This window comes from Pseudomonas sp. P129 (assembly GCF_020312195.1).
GTDB classification, from domain to species: Bacteria; Pseudomonadota; Gammaproteobacteria; order Pseudomonadales; family Pseudomonadaceae; genus Aquipseudomonas; species Aquipseudomonas fragariae.
The window spans coordinates 40759-56271 of record NZ_JAGPYS010000005.1 but is presented as its reverse complement, the minus strand read 5'-3'; the positions used below and the strand labels follow the sequence as shown (position 1 = coordinate 56271).

Here is a 15513-nt window from a genome sequence, read left to right as displayed (position 1 = left end):
TCGCATGAACTGGTTGAACCTGGAACACCTGCTGCTCGATGCGCTGCCCGACCGGCTGCTGACGCTGGCCCCGACCCTGGACCACGCGCAGTTTCGTGATCAGGCGCTCAGCGTGGCCGCTGGGCTGCAAGCGCGTGGCATCACCCACCTTGCAGTGCACCTCGAAGATGCCGCCGACCTGGCCATTGCGTTGTTCGCGGCCTGGCGCGCGGACGTGCATGTGTTGCTGCCCGCCGACTTGCAGGGCCAGACCCGCGAGCGCTGGGCGAATCAGGTCGACCTTTGGCTGACCGACCTGCCAGGTGACACCCAGCTGAGCGATCTGCGTGCCGCGCCCCTCCCGGCGGCAGCGCTGGACCTCGACCAATGCCGGCTGAGCCTGTGCACCTCAGGCTCCAGCGGCGAGCCCAAACTGATCGAGAAGCGCCTGCGGCAACTGGCCAACGAAGTCTGCGGGCTGGAACAGCTGTGGGGCGCGGAGCTCGGCTCGGCATGCATGATCGGCAGCGTGGCGACGCAACATATTTACGGGCTGCTGTTTCGTTTGCTGTGGCCGCTGTGCGCGGCACGCCCGTTCGTGCGCCGTCAGTTGCCGTTCGCCGAAGACCTGCAACGCGCCAGCCGTGAATACCCGTCATTCGCCTGGGTCGCCAGCCCCGCGCTGCTCAAACGCATGGGCGACAATCTCGACTGGCACAGTCTTGCGGCCGTGCGCCGGGTGTTCTCTTCCGGTGGTGCATTGCCGGCCGACGCCGCACAGAGCCTGCAGCAACGCCTCGGCCAGTGGCCGACGGAAATTCTCGGCAGCTCGGAAACCGGCGGCATCGCCTGGCGTCAGGGCGGGCAGCGCTGGCAAGCCTTCGACGGCGTAGAACTGAGTCAGGATGCGCAAGGTGCGCTGCGCATCAGCTCGCCGTATCTGCCGCCCGGCCATGTCGAGCAGACCGCCGATGCGGCGCTGATCGGCGCAGACGGGCGCTTTGAACTGCTGGGCAGGCTGGACCGCATCGTCAAACTCGAAGAGAAGCGCGTGTCCTTGCCGCTGATCGAGCAAGCCCTCGCGGCTCACGAATGGGTGAGTGAAGCGCGCCTTGGCGTGGTGCAGGCAAACCGTGCCTCGCTGGGCGCGCTGCTGGTGCTGAGCGACGCGGGCTTGCTGGCCCTGCGCAATCAGGGCCGTCGGGCGCTCACCGAAGCCTTGCGACAGCACCTGCAGCCGCATTGCGAAACCATCGCCCTGCCGCGTCGCTGGCGGCTGCTGCGGCAGATGCCGCTCAACGCCCAGGGCAAGCTGCCTCAAGCAGACGTCGAGGCGCTGCTGCTGGCGCCACGCTCGAAACAACCGGAAGTGCTTGAGCAACAGAACGTCGAAGGCGAGCTGCACCTGCACTTGAGTGTCCCGCCCGATCTGGCGTTTTTCAGCGGCCACTTTCCCAAGGCGCCGATTTTGCCGGGCGTGGTGCAGGTCGACTGGGCGATCAGTCTGGGCCGGCGCCTGCTCGACCTGCCATGCGGATTCGCCGGCATGGAGGTGCTCAAATTCCAGCAGCTGGTGCGCCCCGGCGACCGTCTCACGCTGACGCTGCGCTTCGATGCGGCACGCTCCAAGCTGCACTTCGCCTTTCGCAACGCCGACAACGCGCCCTGCTCCAGTGGCCGGATCCTCCTGGAGGACGACCATGCATAAGCCTTGCGTGATCATTCCGGTGTTTGACCACGAGCTGGCCGTGCCCACCGTGGTCAAGGCCGTGCGCAACGCCGGGTTGCCGTGCATCCTGGTCGACGATGCCAGCAGCCCGGCCTGCGAAGCCGTGTTACAGCAGTTGGCACAGGGCGAGGCTATCTACCTGCTGCGCCTGCCGGTCAATCAGGGCAAGGGCGGCGCGGTGATGGCGGGGTTCCGCGAGGCGCTCCGGCTGGGTTTCAGCCATGCGTTGCAGGTCGATGCCGATGGCCAGCATGATCTGAGTGATATCCCGCTGTTTCTGGAGCAGTCACGCCAGCACCCGGATGCGCTGATCTGCGGCTATCCGCAGTTTGACGAGAGCGTGCCCAAAGGCCGTCTGTATGCACGCTACCTGACCCACGTCTGGGTGTGGATCAATACCCTGTCGTTGCACATTCGCGACTCCATGTGCGGCTTTCGCCTTTATCCGCTGGCGCCGGTGGTGGCGCTGATCGACCGCGTGCAGATCGGCAGGCGCATGGATTTCGACTCGGAAATTCTCGTGCGCCTGTCCTGGCGCGGCCAGCCGATGCGCTGGCTGCCGACCCGGGTTCACTACCCGCAGGACGGCCTGTCGCATTTCCGCCTGTTTCACGACAACGCGCTGATTTCGAAAATGCACGCCAAGCTGTTCTTCGGCATGCTGGTACGCCTGCCCATGATCCTGTGGCGACGGTGGCGGCCATGAGCATCGACAAGTCGCCCAGGGAGCATTGGGCCAGTCATCAGGAGCGCGGCAGTTTCATGCTCATGAAGCTCACCGCCTGGGGCATGCGGGTACTCGGCCGGCGCCTGCTCAGCCCGGTGCTGTATGGCATCGTTCTGTATTTCTTTGTCTTCGGCCGACGTGCCCGGCACAGCATCTGGCAATACCAGCAGCACCTGGCGGACTGGAGCGGCAAACCCGAACTGCGGCCCGGCCAGCGCCGGGTGTTCGGGCAGTTCATGGCATTTGCCGATGCCTTGCTCGACAAGCTCGACGTGTGGAACGGCAGGCTGGGTATCGATCAGATCGAGATCGTCGACCAGGCCCTGCTGCGCCAGAACCTGCGTGGCCAACGCGGACAGATGCTGGTCGGTGCGCACCTGGGCAACCTTGAAGTGTGCCGTGCGCTGGCCGAACTCGGCGAAAAGGTCACCATGAACGTGCTGGTGCACACCAAGCACGCCGAACGTTTCAATCGCCTGCTCGGCGAAGCCGGCGCGACCCATCTGCGCCTGATTCAGGTCAGCGAGCTGGATCCGGCCATCATGCTGCAGCTGAGCCAGCGCCTGGACGAAGGCGAGTGGCTGGCCATCGCCGGTGACCGCGTCGCGCTGCACGGCGGGCGCAATGTGCGGGTCGACTTTCTCGGTCAGCCGGCCAACTTCCCGCAAGGCCCCTGGCTGCTGGCCGGTCTGCTCAAGTGCCCGGTCAACCTGTTCTTCTGCCTCAAGGGTGCGAAAGGCTATCGGGTGATTCTCGAACCGTTCGCCGACGCCATCGAGTGGCGGCGCAGCGACCGCGCTCAGGTCATCGAGCAGTGGGCCACGCGTTATGCCGAGCGTCTTGGTCACTATTGCCTGGAAGCGCCGCAGCAGTGGTTCAATTTCTACCCATTCTGGAAGTCTGCCGATGAATCGGGCTCATGAGCTGATCGCGCTCGGCGATCGGGGGCTGCGTTGTAAAATCAGCGCGGGTCGCCACAGGAGGTTACATGCGCAGTAAGGGTTTTCTGCACATCGACACTGAAATCGTCGTGCCGTTTTTCGACGTCGACATGATGAACATCGTCTGGCACGGGCACTACGTGAAGTACCTCGAAGTGGCGCGTTGCGCGTTGCTCGATCATATCGGCCATAACTACATGCAGATGCTCGAATCCGGTTATGGTTGGCCGGTGATCGATCTGCAATTGCGCTATGTGCGCAGCGCCGTGTTCGGTCAGACACTGAACGTGCGCGCCAGTCTGGTGGAGTGGGAGAACCGCTTGAAAATCAATTACCTGATCACCGATGCACACACCGGTGAGCGCCTGACCCGCGCCAGTACTGTGCAGGTCGCCGTCGACAGCCAGAGCCGGGAAATGCAACTGGCTTCGCCGCAAGTGTTCATCGATGCCGTGAAAAATGCCCTTGAGAGCACAATAGAGAGCGCCTCGCCATGAACCGCCCGCTTCGCACCTTGATTCTGCTGGGTCTGCTGTGCCTTTCGTCCCTGGCGCAGGCTTTCGACCTGCAACAACTGAGCGACCAGCTCGCCAAACCTGCCGTGGTGCAGGGTCGTTTCGTTCAGGAAAAACACCTGCGCGCCCTGCCGCAACCGCTGCTCAGCAAGGGCCGCTTCGTGCTCGCCAGGGATTTCGGGCTGCTCTGGCTGCTGGAAACACCGCTCAAGCAGGATTACCGCATCAATGCCGACGGTATTGCCCGTCGTGAAACCGCTGGCAATGTCAGCACCTGGAAGCCGGTGCCGAACAAGAACGCCGGCTCCGAGCAGAACCGTCTGTTTCTGGCGGTCCTGCAAGGCGACAGCAGCGGCCTGCAACGGGATTTCGACTTGCAGCTCAAGGGCGAAGCGACTGCCTGGCACCTCACCCTGACGCCACGCTCGATGCTGCTGCAACAAGTGTTCAAGCAGATCAACATCGACGGCGGCGAACTGGTGCAGCGTATCGAGCTGCTGGAAACCCAGGGCGACAGCACGGTCCTGAAAATGATCGACAGCAGCAGTGCCACGACCCTGACCGATGCGCAGCGTAATGACTTCAAAGACTGAGCGGCTGTTGCCGCGACTGTTCCTGCTGATTCTGGCGGGCGTATTGGCGCTGGCTGGCTGGCAGTGGCACGACCGCTCGCCGCTGTCGGCCAACCTGATGGAGCTGGTGCCGGGCACCGATAACGACGAACTGGTGGTGAGCGCCGAAAAGCGCATGCAGGAACCGCTCAACCGCGAAATGCTGGTGCTGGTGGGCCACAGCGATCGGCAGAAGGCCGTCGAACTGGCGCGCAACCTGGCTGAACAATGGCAGTCGACCGGCCTGTTTGAGAAGGTCCAGTGGTCGCTGCAGGCCGACCTGCCCGCGTTGCGCACCCAGTTGCTGCAAGGGCGCATCGCCATGTTGCCGACAGCGGACCGCACACTGCTGATCGACGACCCGAAAACCTTCATCGAACAGCGCGTACAGACGCTGTTCGACCCGTTTGCCGGGTTCAGCCTGGTGCCTGGTCAGGATGACTGGCTGGGGCTGACCGGACGTATCCAGAACGGCCTGCCGAAGCAGGGCTCGGTCGAGGCGGACCTGGCCAGTGGCGCGCTGGTGGCCAGCGCCGAGGGTAAAAGCTGGGTACTGCTGCGTTCACGAACCCGAACCGATGCCTTCGATATGCACCTGCCCGGCCAGGTTGCCGACCTGCTGGCGCAAGCGCTGGTGCAGGCCAGTCAGGCAGGTGGTCAATTACTCGCCGCCAGCGGGCTGCTTTACGCTGCCGACGGGCAGAAGCAGGCCAGCCGGGAAATCACCTGGGTCGGCGGTGGCGCAACGGTCGGTATCCTGTTGTTGCTGTTGCTCGCCTTCCGCCGCTGGAGCGTGCTGTTGGCATTCGTGCCGGTGGTGGTCGGCATGCTGTTCGGCGCGGTGGCCTGCGTCGCGCTATTCGGCAGCATGCACGTCATGACACTGGTGCTGGGCTCCAGCCTGATCGGCGTCGCGGTGGATTACCCGCTGCATTACCTGTCCAAGAGCTGGAGCCTCAAGCCCTGGCGCAGCTGGCCCGCCTTGCGCCTGACCCTGCCGGGCCTGAGCCTGAGCCTGATCACCAGTTGCATCGGCTACCTGGCGCTGGCCTGGACGCCGTTCCCGGCACTCACGCAAATTGCGGTGTTCTCGGCGGCCGGCCTGATCGGCGCCTACCTGACGGCGGTGTGCCTGCTGCCCGCGCTGCTCGCCAATGTCGAGATCAGCCCTGCCCAGTGGCCGCTGAAACTGGCGCAATTGATGCTCGATTGCCGCGCCGCCTTGTTGCTGCGCATCAGCACACCGATTCTGCTGGTGCTGCTGTTGGCCTTCTGTGGCGGCGGGCTCTGGCACCTGACCACCAAGAACGATATCCGCCAGTGGGTGGCAGCGCCTCAGACGTTGACCGATGAAGCCCAGGCCATCGCACGGATCACCGGTTATCAACCCACCAGCCAGTTCTTTCTGGTGCGCGGCAAGGACCAGCAGCAATTGCTGGATCGGCAGTCCGAACTGACCCAACGGCTCGACCAACTGGTCAGCATGGACAAGCTGCAAGGCTACATGGCGCTCAACCAGTTGCTCGATTCGCCTGCCGAACAACAGGCCACCCGCGATGCACTGGGCAAATTGCCGCAATACTGGGCACCGCTGGTGCAACTTGGCGTTCCGGCCAGCGCCTTGAAGGCTGAACTGGCCCAATTGCAGGTACTGCCGACGCAAGACGTCGATCAAGCGCTTCAAGGCCCGCTGAGCGAGCCGTGGCGCACGCTCTGGCTGGGACCGACCCGCGATGACAATGGCGATCAAGGTGTCGCCAGCATCGTCAGCCTGCGCGGCATGAACAGCATGGCGTTGCTGCGCGTGCAGGCCATCGGGCTGGAGGGCGTGCAACTGGTCGACCGCCTGGGTGAGCTCAACGAGGTGTTTGCCCACACACAGATCAGTGCAGCGGAATTGAAGCTGGCGTCGTGCGTACTGATCGTCCTGCTGCTGATCACTCCGTTTGGCTTCGGTGGTGCGTTGCGCATCGTCGCACTGCCGCTGCTGGCGGCGCTGTGCAGCCTCGCCAGCCTGGGCTGGCTCGGTCAGCCGCTGACCCTGTTCAGCCTGTTCGGCCTGTTGCTGGTCACGGCGATCAGCGTCGATTACGCCATCCTGATGCGCGAGCAGATAGGCGGCGCGGCCGTCAGCCTGCTGGGCACGCTGCTGGCGGCGCTCACCACCTGGCTGTCGTTCGGGCTGCTGGCCGTTTCCAGCACCCCGGCGATCAGCAACTTCGGCCTGTCGGTCAGTCTGGGGCTGGCGTTCAGCTTCCTGCTGGCGCCCTGGGCCAGCCCGCGTAAAGCGCTTCATTCGCCAGCCAATGCTGAAGGGCCACACGCATGAATCTTGCAGCGCTGTCGTCACTCCCTGCCACCGCCCAACCGAAAAGGAATACCTGTGCCCATCACTGATAGGGAAATACGTCAGGTCATCGTCATCGGTGCCGGCCCGGCCGGTTCAATAGCGGCTGCCCTGCTCAAACGCCAGGGCCATGACGTGCTGATCATCGAGCGCCAGCTGTTTCCGCGCTTCTCCATCGGTGAAAGCCTGCTGTGCCATTGCCTGGACTTCGTCGAAGAAGCCGGGATGCTGGAGGCCGTGCAGGCCGCCGGTTTCCAGCCCAAGAATGGCGCAGCCTTCGCGCGTGGCGAGCAATACAGCGATTTCGACTTCGGCGATACGTTCAGCAACGGCAGGCCGACGACGTTTCAGGTGCAGCGCAGCGAGTTCGACAAACTGCTCGCCGATCAGGCCGCGCTGCAAGGCGTGGACATCCGCTATCAGGAAGAGATCGTCAGTGCCGACTTCGACGGCCCGCAGCCGGTTTTGCGTGTGAGGCGCGAGGACGGCAGCGAATACAGCGTGCAGGCCAGCTTCGTGCTCGACGCCAGCGGTTATGGCCGCGTGCTGCCGCGCTTGCTGGATCTGGAAGCGCCGTCGGGTTTCCCCGTGCGCCAGGCGGTGTTCACGCATATCCAAGACCGCATCGAAAGCCCGCCCTTCGACCGCCGCAAGATTCTCGTCAGCATCCATCCGCAGCACAGCGATGTGTGGTTCTGGTCGATTCCGTTCAGCGAAGGCCGCTGTTCGATAGGCGTGGTCGCCTCGGCTGAACGCTTCAAGGACAAGCCCGAGGATCTGGATGCCTGCCTGCGCACCTTTATCGCTGAAACACCGCAACTGGCCAGCGTGCTGAAAAACGCGGTCTGGGACACGCCAGCGAGAACCATCGGCGGCTACTCGGCCAACGTCAAGACCCTGCACGGCAAGGGCTTTGCGCTGCTGGGCAATGCGGCGGAGTTCCTCGACCCGGTGTTTTCTTCGGGCGTGACCATCGCCATGCGTTCGGCAAGCATGGCGGCTGGCGTGCTGAGCCGGCAGTTGCAGGGCGAAAACGTGGATTGGGAAAGCGAGTTCGCGGTGCCGTTGAAACGTGGCGTCGACACCTTTCGCGCCTATGTCGAAGGCTGGTACGACGGTACGTTCCAGAACGTGATCTTCTACCCCGGCAGCGCTCCGGACATCCGCCGCATGATCAGCTCGATTCTGGCCGGTTATGCCTGGGACGAACGCAATCCGTTTGTCAGCGAGCCCAAGCGCCGCCTGCGCACGCTCTCGGAAATCTGCGCGGGCAGTGGCTCATGAATCGACCGTTCCTGAGTGACAGTTATGTCGAGGAAACCCGCTTCGGCCTGTGGTTTCTGCGCAGTAACATCTGGCAGTACCGCGTGCTGCGCGTGGCGATAGACGACTTGCGCAGCCTGTTCGCCAGCGCGCCGCCGGTTGCGCCGGTGTTGCTCGACGCCGGGTGCGGGCAAGGCCGCTCGTTCCAGCACCTGAACAAGGTTTTTCAGCCCTACAGGCTCATCGGTGTCGACGCCGACCCGCACAGCCTCGACATGAGTCGTGAAGAGGCGAGGGCCAGAGGCGTAGAGGTCGAACTGATCGGCAGCGACTGCGCAGCCCTGCAAGTACCCGACGCCAGCGTCGATCTGCTGTTCTGCCACCAGACTTTCCATCATCTGGTCGATCAGGAACGGGCGCTGGCCGAGTTTTATCGCGTGCTCAAGCCGGGCGGCTATCTGCTGTTCGCCGAGTCGACCGAGGCGTACATCGACACCTGGGTGATTCGCTGGCTGTTCCGCCACCCGATGCATGTTCAGAAAAGCGCGGCGCAGTATCTGCAGATGATCCATGACCAGGGTTTCGAGTTCGATGCACAGAATGTTTCGTACCCTTACCTGTGGTGGAGCCGCGCCAGGGACTTCGGCCTGCTCGAAGTCTTGAAATTGCAAAAGCCCAGGCCGTTCGGGCAACGTGAGGAAACGCTGGTCAATGTCGTGGCCCGCAAACCCCTGGAAGTGGGAGCATCATGATTCGCGTACTGTTTTTAGCCTTCCTGCTGCTCGGCGGCTGTGCGGCACAAGCCCCGCTGCCGGCCAGCGCACCGACCCTGCAATTGCCGATGCAACTGCACATCGAGCGTCGCCAGGCCGATCAGCATCAGGACTGGTTGCTGATCATCCAGCGTGAAAACGGCGGATTGCGCTGGTCGATGATGGACCCGCTGGGCATTCCCCAGGCGCGCCAGTTGCTGATCGACGGAAAATGGCAGGCCGATGGTTTGCTGCCGCCCAATCCCGAAGCCCGCGAGCTGTTCGCTGCGCTGATGTTCGCCATGACCCCGGACCTGGAAATGCATGGTCGCTACCCGACGGCTTACCGCCAGGGCATGCAGCGTCGTCTGGATGACCGCTGGCTGGTCGAATATCAATCGGCCAACGCGTTCACTGTCCGCCTCAAGGACAGGCTGAGCTACAAGGTTACACCGCTGAACAACGAGAGCCTGCCATGACTGCCTATCTCAACGCGCTGGGCCTGATCTGCTCGCTGGGCGACAGCCGTGAAGAGGTGTCGCGCAGGCTGTTCGCAGGCGACAGCTCGGGCATGGTGTTCGAAAGCGGCTGGGTGCCGGAACGGGCGTTGCCGGTCGGTGCAGTCAAATCTGCACTGCCGCCCATTCCGCCTGCCGTACATTTGCATCGCAGCCGCAATAACCAGTTGCTGCTGGCCGCCGCCTTGCAGATCGAGGAGGACATCAGCCAGGCCATCACCCGCTTCGGCGCCGGGCGGATCGGCGTGATCATCGGCACCAGCACCTCTGGCATCGATGAAGCGAGCGAGAGCATGGCCGTCTGGCTGCGTGAACGGACCTTCCCCGACGATTACGATTATCGGCAACAGGAACTGGGCGCACCGGCGAATTTTCTCGCCGCCTGGCTGCAATTGAGCGGCCCGGCCTACGTCATTTCGACAGCCTGCACCTCCAGCTCGCGGGCGTTGCTCAGTGCGCGTCGGGCGCTGGACATGGGCCTGTGCGATGCCGTGCTGTGCGGCGGCGTCGACAGCCTGTGCAGGCTGACCCTGCAGGGATTCTCGGCACTCGAGGCCATGTCGCCGCAGCTCTGCAACCCGTTCTCCAGCAACCGCAACGGGATCAATATCGGCGAGGCCGCCGCGCTGTTCCTGATGACTCGCGAAACCGACAGCAGGCACTCGATTGCCCTGCTGGGTGCAGGTGCCAGCTGCGACGCTCACCACATCTCGGCCCCCGAACCCACCGGGCGTGGTGCGCGCGATGCCATGCTGCAAGCGTTGCGCAATGCCCGACTCGAGGCGGAACAGATCGGTTATCTGAACCTGCATGGCACCGCCACGCCGCACAACGACGCGATGGAGAGCCTGGCCGTGCAGGGGGTATTTCCGAACGGCGTGCCCTGCTCGTCGACCAAACCGCTCAGCGGCCACACCCTGGGCGCGGCAGGCGCGCTGGAAGCGGCGTTTTGCTGGCTGAGCCTGGCACCGCAGAATACCGAACAGGCCCTGCCCCCGCACTTGTGGGACGGCGAGGCCGATCCGCTCTTGCCAGCGCTGCACTGGACACATGCAGGCTCGCGCCTGACACCTGAAAACGCTCGTTACATGATGAGCAATTCGTTTGCCTTCGGTGGCAACAACATCAGCCTGATTATCGGAGATGCCCCATGACCGAGTGGCCGCTCGCCGAACTCATCCCCCATGCCGGCGACATGATTCTCATCGATCAGGTGCTGAGCTTTGACGAAGAGCAGATTCGAACCCGCCTGACCGTGCGCGCCGACGGCCTGTTCAATCAAGCCGACGGCAGTCTGCCGGCATGGCTGGGCATCGAGCTGATGGCGCAGAGCGTCGCGGCCTATGCCGGTTGCAAGGCGCGCAACAAGGGCGAAGCGGTCAAGCTGGGGTTTCTGCTTGGCAGCCGCAAGTTCGACTGCAACGTGACGCGCTTCCCGCTGGGCAGCGAACTGCACATCCACGCCGTGCGTTCCCTGCAGGACGACAACGGCATGGGCATGTTCGAATGCACCCTCACCGGTCCGGGTATCGAGGCTTTTGCCCGACTCAATGTATATTGCCCGCCCAATACTGCTGACTACCTGGCTGAAGGAGCCCCGGCATGACTGAATCGATACTGGTCACCGGCTCCAGCCGTGGCATTGGCCGCGCCATCGCCCTGCGTCTGGCGCAGGCCGGATACGACCTGATCCTGCATTGCCGCACCGGCCGCAGCGAAGCCGAAGCGGTGCAGGCCGAAGTCGTTGCGCTGGGCCGTCAGGCACGCGTGCTGCAATTCGATGTCTCGGACCGGGCCGCCTGCAAGGCCGTTCTGGAACAGGACGTGGAGACGCACGGCGCCTATTACGGCGTGGTGCTCAACGCCGGGCTGACCCGCGACGGCGCGTTTCCGGCGCTCAGCGACGATGACTGGGATCAGGTGCTGCGCACCAACCTGGACGGCTTCTATAACGTCCTGCACCCGTTGACGATGCCGATGATTCGCCGTCGTACAGCAGGGCGCATCGTCTGCATCACTTCGGTTTCCGGGCTGATCGGCAACCGCGGCCAGGTCAATTACAGCGCTTCCAAGGCAGGGCTTATCGGTGCTGCCAAGGCCCTGGCTATCGAACTGGGCAAGCGCAAGATCACCGTCAACTGCGTCGCGCCGGGGCTGATCGATACCGCCATGCTCGACGAGAACGTGCCGGTGGACGAACTGCTGAAAATGATTCCGGCACAACGCATGGGCACGCCCGAGGAAGTGGCGGGTGCGGTGAATTTTCTGATGTCGGCCGAAGCGAGCTACATCACTCGTCAGGTTCTGGCCGTCAACGGGGGACTGTGCTGATGAAGCGTGTGGTAGTGACCGGCATGTCCGGCATCACTTCGGTGGGCAGCGACTGGCCGACTATCGATGCACGCTTCACGGCCAATCGCAGCGGCATTCGCCGGATGGACGAGTGGAACCGGTTTGCCGAGCTCAATACCCGCCTGGCCGGTCCCATCGACGATTTCGCCGTGCCGGGGCACTGGACGCGCAAGCAACTGCGCAGCATGGGCCGCGTGTCACGTCTGGCCGTGGCGGCTGCCGAGCAGGCCCTGATCGACGCCGGGCTGCTGAATGACCCGATCATTCGCGATGGGCGCATGGGCACGGCCTGCGGTTCGTCCACCGGCAGCACCGACGAGATCAAGGCCTTCGGCAACATGCTGATCAACTCGGTGGCCGTGGGCCTGAACGCCAATTCCTATGTGCGGATGATGCCGCACACCACCGCCGCCAACATCAGTATCTTCTTCGGCCTGACCGGACGCCTGATTCCGACCTCCAGCGCCTGCACCAGTGGCAGTCAGGGCATCGGCTATGCCTATGAGGCGATCAAGTTCGGCCGTCTGCCGCTGATGCTGGCGGGCGGGGCCGAAGAGTTGTGCCCGACCGAGGCCATGGTCTTCGACGCGCTGTACGCCACCAGCCTCAAGAATGACGCGCCACACACCACACCACGCCCCTACGACAGCGGACGCGACGGCCTGGTGATCGGTGAAGGCGGCGGCATGCTGGTGCTTGAAGAGCTTGAGCATGCCCAGGCACGGGGGGCGCACATCTACGCCGAAATAGTCGGCTTCGGCAGCAACGCCGACGGCGCGCACAGCACTCGCCCCGAGCAGACCACCATGCGCCGCGCGATGGAGCTGGCCCTCGAAGACGCCAACCTGTCGCCCGACGCCATCGGTTACGTCAACGGTCACGGCACCGCCACCGAACAAGGCGACATCGCCGAGACCCTGGCCACCAGCAGCCTGTTCGGCCCGCGCATGCCACTTAGCTCGCAAAAAAGCTTTCTCGGTCACACGCTGGGAGCGTGCGGCGCGCTGGAATCATGGTTCAGCATCGAAATGCTCAACAGCGATCGCTATATCCATACCCTGAACCTGGTCGACATCGACCCACAGTGCGGCGAACTGGACTACATCGTCGGCGAACCCAGGCACATGAGCAACGAATACGTGATGAACAACAACTTCGCATTTGGCGGCGTGAACACCTCGCTGATCTTCAGGCGTTGGGGCTAAGGGTATTCTCTGAGCCGCCTGTCGTTCCTCACGCGCCAGCCCACACACCTATCGTTCCCTACGCTCCAGCGTGGGAATACAGTTCTGCACCGCATGCACCGGTCTTGCTGCCGGTTCCCGGCAGATCGCGAGCAAGCTCGCTCCCACGGCCTGCGGCCAGAATCTCAACTATCGTGCGACGCTCCGCGTCGCATGCCGTTCTGGACGCTCCGCGTCCTATCATCCGTGCCTTTGAATCACCCTACGTTGCGCGTTAACAGCTCGGTGAACGCCTTGGCCATGGGCGATTGTTCGTCCTTGCGTTGCACCAGCCACACCGCGCTGGTTGCGCCGGGGTCGAGGACGTTGCGGTAGACCACGCCGTCGATGCGCATTCGCCGGTAGGACGCAGGCAGTACGGTGACGCCCAAGCCTGCTGCAACCAGGCCGATGATGGTCATCACTTCGCCCGCTTCCTGGGTGATCAGCGGGCTGAACCCGGCCGCGCGCGCCAGGCTCAGGACTTGCGCGTAGATACCGCTGCCATAAGTGCGCGGGAAGAACACGAACGGCTCGGCGGCCAGTGCCGCCATGTAGATCCCTTCCTCGCTTTCTGCCGCCAGCGGATGGTCGGCACGCATGATCGCCACCAGCGGCTCACTGAGCAATTCGAACACCACCAGTGAATCGGGCAATGCCAGCGGGCGCATGATGCCGACCTGAATGGTCTTGTCCTCAAGACCTGCCGCCACTTCCTGACTGGTGATCTCGGTCAGGGTCAGGTGCACATCCGGGCAGGCCTGACGGAAAGCAAAAATCGCCTGCGGGATGCTCGACGTAAACGGCGCAGACGAAGTGAAGCCAATCTTCAGCTCGCCGATTTCACCCAGTTGCGCACGCCGGGCAACATCAGTGGCCTTGTCGACCTGTGCCAGCACCAGCCGTGCTTCGTCGAGAAACAGCCGCCCGGATTCGCTCAGCTCGACACGCCGGTTGGTGCGTTCGAAAAGACGCGTGCCCAGTTCCTGCTCCAGCGTCTGAATCTGCTGGCTGAGCGGCGGTTGCGAAATCCCCAGCGCCTGGGCTGCGCGGCCAAAATGCAGCTCCTCGGCAACCGCGATGAAGTAACGCAGATGACGCAATTCCATGCGGCCTCCATTAAGTCGTTTTAAATATCAAACAGGTCGAACAATATATTGGATGGAATGATTAGCGAGCTATATGATTTTTTCATTGCCTGCTCAACCGTGCCCCGAGGTCTTTGTGAACCCTGCCGTTGCCCCGCCCACCCCCGACTTGAACACCTCGTCCGTACAGTCGTCGACACTGCCGGGCGATACCTACATCGAGAAGAACACGCCACTGTTCAAACGCACTGCACTGGCGCTGTTCGCTGGCGGGTTTTCGACTTTTACCCTGCTGTACTGCGTTCAGCCGATGATGCCCACGCTGTCCAGCGAGTTCTCCCTGACTGCGGCACAAAGCAGCCTGATCCTGTCCGTCGCCACAGCAATGCTCGCCATCGGCCTGCTGATCACCGGGCCGATATCCGATCGGCTGGGGCGCAAGCCGGTGATGGTCATGGCGCTGTTCTGTGCCTCGCTGTTCACCATCGCCAGCGCCTTGATGCCCAGCTGGGAGGGCGTGCTGATTACCCGAGCTCTTGTAGGTCTTTCGTTGAGCGGCCTGGCGGCAGTGGCGATGACCTACCTGAGCGAGGAGATCCACCCCACCCATCTGGGCCTGGCGATGGGGCTGTATATCGGCGGCAGCGCCGTCGGTGGCATGAGCGGAAGGCTGATCGTCGGGGTGATGATCGATTATGTCAGCTGGCACGCGGCGATGCTGGTGGTCGGCGGGCTGGCGCTGATCGCCGCAGCGGTGTTCTGGAAGATCCTGCCGGCGTCACGCAACTTCCGCCCGCGCTCGCTGCACCCTCGCAGTCTGCTCGACGGCTTTGTCGTGCAGTTTCGCGATGCAGGCCTGCCGCTGCTGTTTCTGACCGGTTTTCTGCTGATGGGCGCATTCGTTACGCTGTTCAACTACATCGCCTACCGCTTTCTGAGCGCCCCCTACAACCTGAGCCAGGCCGTGGTCGGTGTGTTTTCCGTGGTGTACCTGTCGGGCATCTACAGTTCAGCAAAGATCGGCTCGCTGGCTGACCGCCTAGGCCGCCGACAGGTGCTCTGGGCCGTGATCGTGATGATGCTGGCCGGCCTGCTGCTGACCCTGTTCACCCCACTGCCACTGGTGATCGTCGGTGTGCTGATCTTCACCTTCGGCTTCTTCGGCGCACATTCAGTGGCCAGCAGTTGGGTCGGACGCAGGGCCACCACCGCCAGAGGCCAGGCCGCGTCCCTGTACCTGTTCTGTTACTACGCAGGTTCGAGCGTGGCCGGCACCGGCGGCGGCGTGTTCTGGCACTACGCAGGCTGGAACGGTATCGGGGTGTTTATAGGCGTGTTGCTGCTGATCGCCCTTGGTGTGGCGTTGAGGTTGGCAAGGTTGCAGCCGCTGGGGTCGCAGGTTTAGTCACACATAGGGCGATGGCGCATAGGGTTAGCCAAGGTACACTGGCGCATCCGCCAGTTCTGG

The 15513-nt window shown here is 63.3% G+C and carries 15 protein-coding genes; 14 read left to right on the top strand and 1 reads right to left on the bottom strand.

Annotated features, from left to right (window positions below):
* Nucleotides 1-4: 4 nt before the first annotated feature.
* The 13 genes from KBY02_RS14095 (at nucleotide 5) to KBY02_RS14035 (ending at nucleotide 12939) form a co-directional block, all read left to right on the top strand.
* Complete coding sequence (locus tag KBY02_RS14095; RefSeq protein ID WP_162496813.1) at nucleotides 5-1687, top strand: acyl-CoA synthetase family protein; 1683 nt, start codon at nucleotides 5-7, stop codon at nucleotides 1685-1687.
* Nucleotides 1680-2414, top strand: coding sequence for a glycosyltransferase family 2 protein (locus KBY02_RS14090; RefSeq protein WP_011266398.1), 735 nt, complete (start codon nucleotides 1680-1682; stop codon nucleotides 2412-2414). Before KBY02_RS14095 ends, KBY02_RS14090 begins: the two co-directional genes overlap by 8 nt.
* Nucleotides 2411-3358 (top strand): glycosyl transferase, encoded by a 948-nt coding sequence (locus KBY02_RS14085; RefSeq protein WP_011266397.1) that lies wholly within the window; start codon nucleotides 2411-2413, stop codon nucleotides 3356-3358. Before KBY02_RS14090 ends, KBY02_RS14085 begins: the two co-directional genes overlap by 4 nt.
* Before the next feature lie 65 nt (nucleotides 3359-3423).
* Entirely contained in the window at nucleotides 3424-3873 is a 450-nt protein-coding gene (locus tag KBY02_RS14080; protein ID WP_003316680.1) for an acyl-CoA thioesterase, read from the top strand.
* On the top strand, nucleotides 3870-4484 hold the full coding sequence (locus tag KBY02_RS14075) for an outer membrane lipoprotein carrier protein LolA (RefSeq protein ID WP_104652604.1): 615 nt from the start codon (nucleotides 3870-3872) through the stop codon (nucleotides 4482-4484). The genes KBY02_RS14080 and KBY02_RS14075 overlap by 4 nt, the downstream gene beginning before the upstream one ends.
* On the top strand, nucleotides 4468-6831 hold the full coding sequence (locus tag KBY02_RS14070) for an MMPL family transporter (protein ID WP_225650581.1): 2364 nt from the start codon (nucleotides 4468-4470) through the stop codon (nucleotides 6829-6831). Before KBY02_RS14075 ends, KBY02_RS14070 begins: the two co-directional genes overlap by 17 nt.
* A 54-nt stretch (nucleotides 6832-6885) precedes the next feature.
* Nucleotides 6886-8133: an NAD(P)/FAD-dependent oxidoreductase gene (locus tag KBY02_RS14065; RefSeq protein WP_104652603.1), complete on the top strand. Its 1248-nt coding sequence runs from the start codon at nucleotides 6886-6888 to the stop codon at nucleotides 8131-8133.
* Nucleotides 8130-8864 carry a class I SAM-dependent methyltransferase gene (locus KBY02_RS14060; protein ID WP_057456941.1) on the top strand — a complete coding sequence of 245 codons (735 nt, stop codon included), beginning with the start codon at nucleotides 8130-8132 and terminating at the stop codon, nucleotides 8862-8864. The genes KBY02_RS14065 and KBY02_RS14060 overlap by 4 nt, the downstream gene beginning before the upstream one ends.
* A complete protein-coding gene (locus tag KBY02_RS14055) occupies nucleotides 8861-9343 on the top strand; it encodes a hypothetical protein (protein WP_057456942.1) in 483 nt (160 codons plus the stop codon). The genes KBY02_RS14060 and KBY02_RS14055 overlap by 4 nt, the downstream gene beginning before the upstream one ends.
* Nucleotides 9340-10536 carry a beta-ketoacyl-[acyl-carrier-protein] synthase family protein gene (locus tag KBY02_RS14050; protein WP_057456943.1) on the top strand — a complete coding sequence of 399 codons (1197 nt, stop codon included), beginning with the start codon at nucleotides 9340-9342 and terminating at the stop codon, nucleotides 10534-10536. The genes KBY02_RS14055 and KBY02_RS14050 overlap by 4 nt, the downstream gene beginning before the upstream one ends.
* Nucleotides 10533-10988, top strand: coding sequence for a hotdog family protein (locus KBY02_RS14045; protein ID WP_003346295.1), 456 nt, complete (start codon nucleotides 10533-10535; stop codon nucleotides 10986-10988). The genes KBY02_RS14050 and KBY02_RS14045 overlap by 4 nt, the downstream gene beginning before the upstream one ends.
* Nucleotides 10985-11713: a 3-oxoacyl-ACP reductase FabG gene (gene fabG / locus KBY02_RS14040; RefSeq protein WP_032655070.1), complete on the top strand. Its 729-nt coding sequence runs from the start codon at nucleotides 10985-10987 to the stop codon at nucleotides 11711-11713. Before KBY02_RS14045 ends, fabG begins: the two co-directional genes overlap by 4 nt.
* Complete coding sequence (locus KBY02_RS14035) at nucleotides 11713-12939, top strand: beta-ketoacyl-ACP synthase (RefSeq protein ID WP_011266389.1); 1227 nt, start codon at nucleotides 11713-11715, stop codon at nucleotides 12937-12939. Before fabG ends, KBY02_RS14035 begins: the two co-directional genes overlap by 1 nt.
* 236 nt (nucleotides 12940-13175) lie before the next feature.
* Here the strand turns inward: KBY02_RS14035 and KBY02_RS14030 are convergent, their stop codons facing one another.
* Nucleotides 13176-14066: a LysR family transcriptional regulator gene (locus tag KBY02_RS14030; protein ID WP_003402997.1), complete on the bottom strand. Its 891-nt coding sequence runs from the start codon at nucleotides 14064-14066 to the stop codon at nucleotides 13176-13178.
* A gap of 115 nt (nucleotides 14067-14181) precedes the next feature.
* Between KBY02_RS14030 and KBY02_RS14025 the strand changes: the two genes are divergently transcribed.
* Nucleotides 14182-15450: an MFS transporter gene (locus KBY02_RS14025; RefSeq protein WP_011266387.1), complete on the top strand. Its 1269-nt coding sequence runs from the start codon at nucleotides 14182-14184 to the stop codon at nucleotides 15448-15450.
* Nucleotides 15451-15513: the final 63 nt, after the last annotated feature.

Coding starts and splice junctions, on each gene's coding strand:
- KBY02_RS14095 (WP_162496813.1), top strand. CDS start 5: ATGAACTGGTTGAACCTGGAACACCTGCTGCTCGATGCGCTGCCCGAC.
- KBY02_RS14075 (WP_104652604.1), top strand. CDS start 3,870: ATGAACCGCCCGCTTCGCACCTTGATTCTGCTGGGTCTGCTGTGCCTT.
- KBY02_RS14030 (WP_003402997.1), bottom strand. CDS start 14,066: ATGGAATTGCGTCATCTGCGTTACTTCATCGCGGTTGCCGAGGAGCTG.
- KBY02_RS14070 (WP_225650581.1), top strand. CDS start 4,468: ATGACTTCAAAGACTGAGCGGCTGTTGCCGCGACTGTTCCTGCTGATT.
- KBY02_RS14060 (WP_057456941.1), top strand. CDS start 8,130: ATGAATCGACCGTTCCTGAGTGACAGTTATGTCGAGGAAACCCGCTTC.
- KBY02_RS14080 (WP_003316680.1), top strand. CDS start 3,424: ATGCGCAGTAAGGGTTTTCTGCACATCGACACTGAAATCGTCGTGCCG.
- KBY02_RS14045 (WP_003346295.1), top strand. CDS start 10,533: ATGACCGAGTGGCCGCTCGCCGAACTCATCCCCCATGCCGGCGACATG.
- KBY02_RS14050 (WP_057456943.1), top strand. CDS start 9,340: ATGACTGCCTATCTCAACGCGCTGGGCCTGATCTGCTCGCTGGGCGAC.
- KBY02_RS14055 (WP_057456942.1), top strand. CDS start 8,861: ATGATTCGCGTACTGTTTTTAGCCTTCCTGCTGCTCGGCGGCTGTGCG.
- KBY02_RS14090 (WP_011266398.1), top strand. CDS start 1,680: ATGCATAAGCCTTGCGTGATCATTCCGGTGTTTGACCACGAGCTGGCC.
- KBY02_RS14035 (WP_011266389.1), top strand. CDS start 11,713: ATGAAGCGTGTGGTAGTGACCGGCATGTCCGGCATCACTTCGGTGGGC.
- KBY02_RS14085 (WP_011266397.1), top strand. CDS start 2,411: ATGAGCATCGACAAGTCGCCCAGGGAGCATTGGGCCAGTCATCAGGAG.
- fabG (WP_032655070.1), top strand. CDS start 10,985: ATGACTGAATCGATACTGGTCACCGGCTCCAGCCGTGGCATTGGCCGC.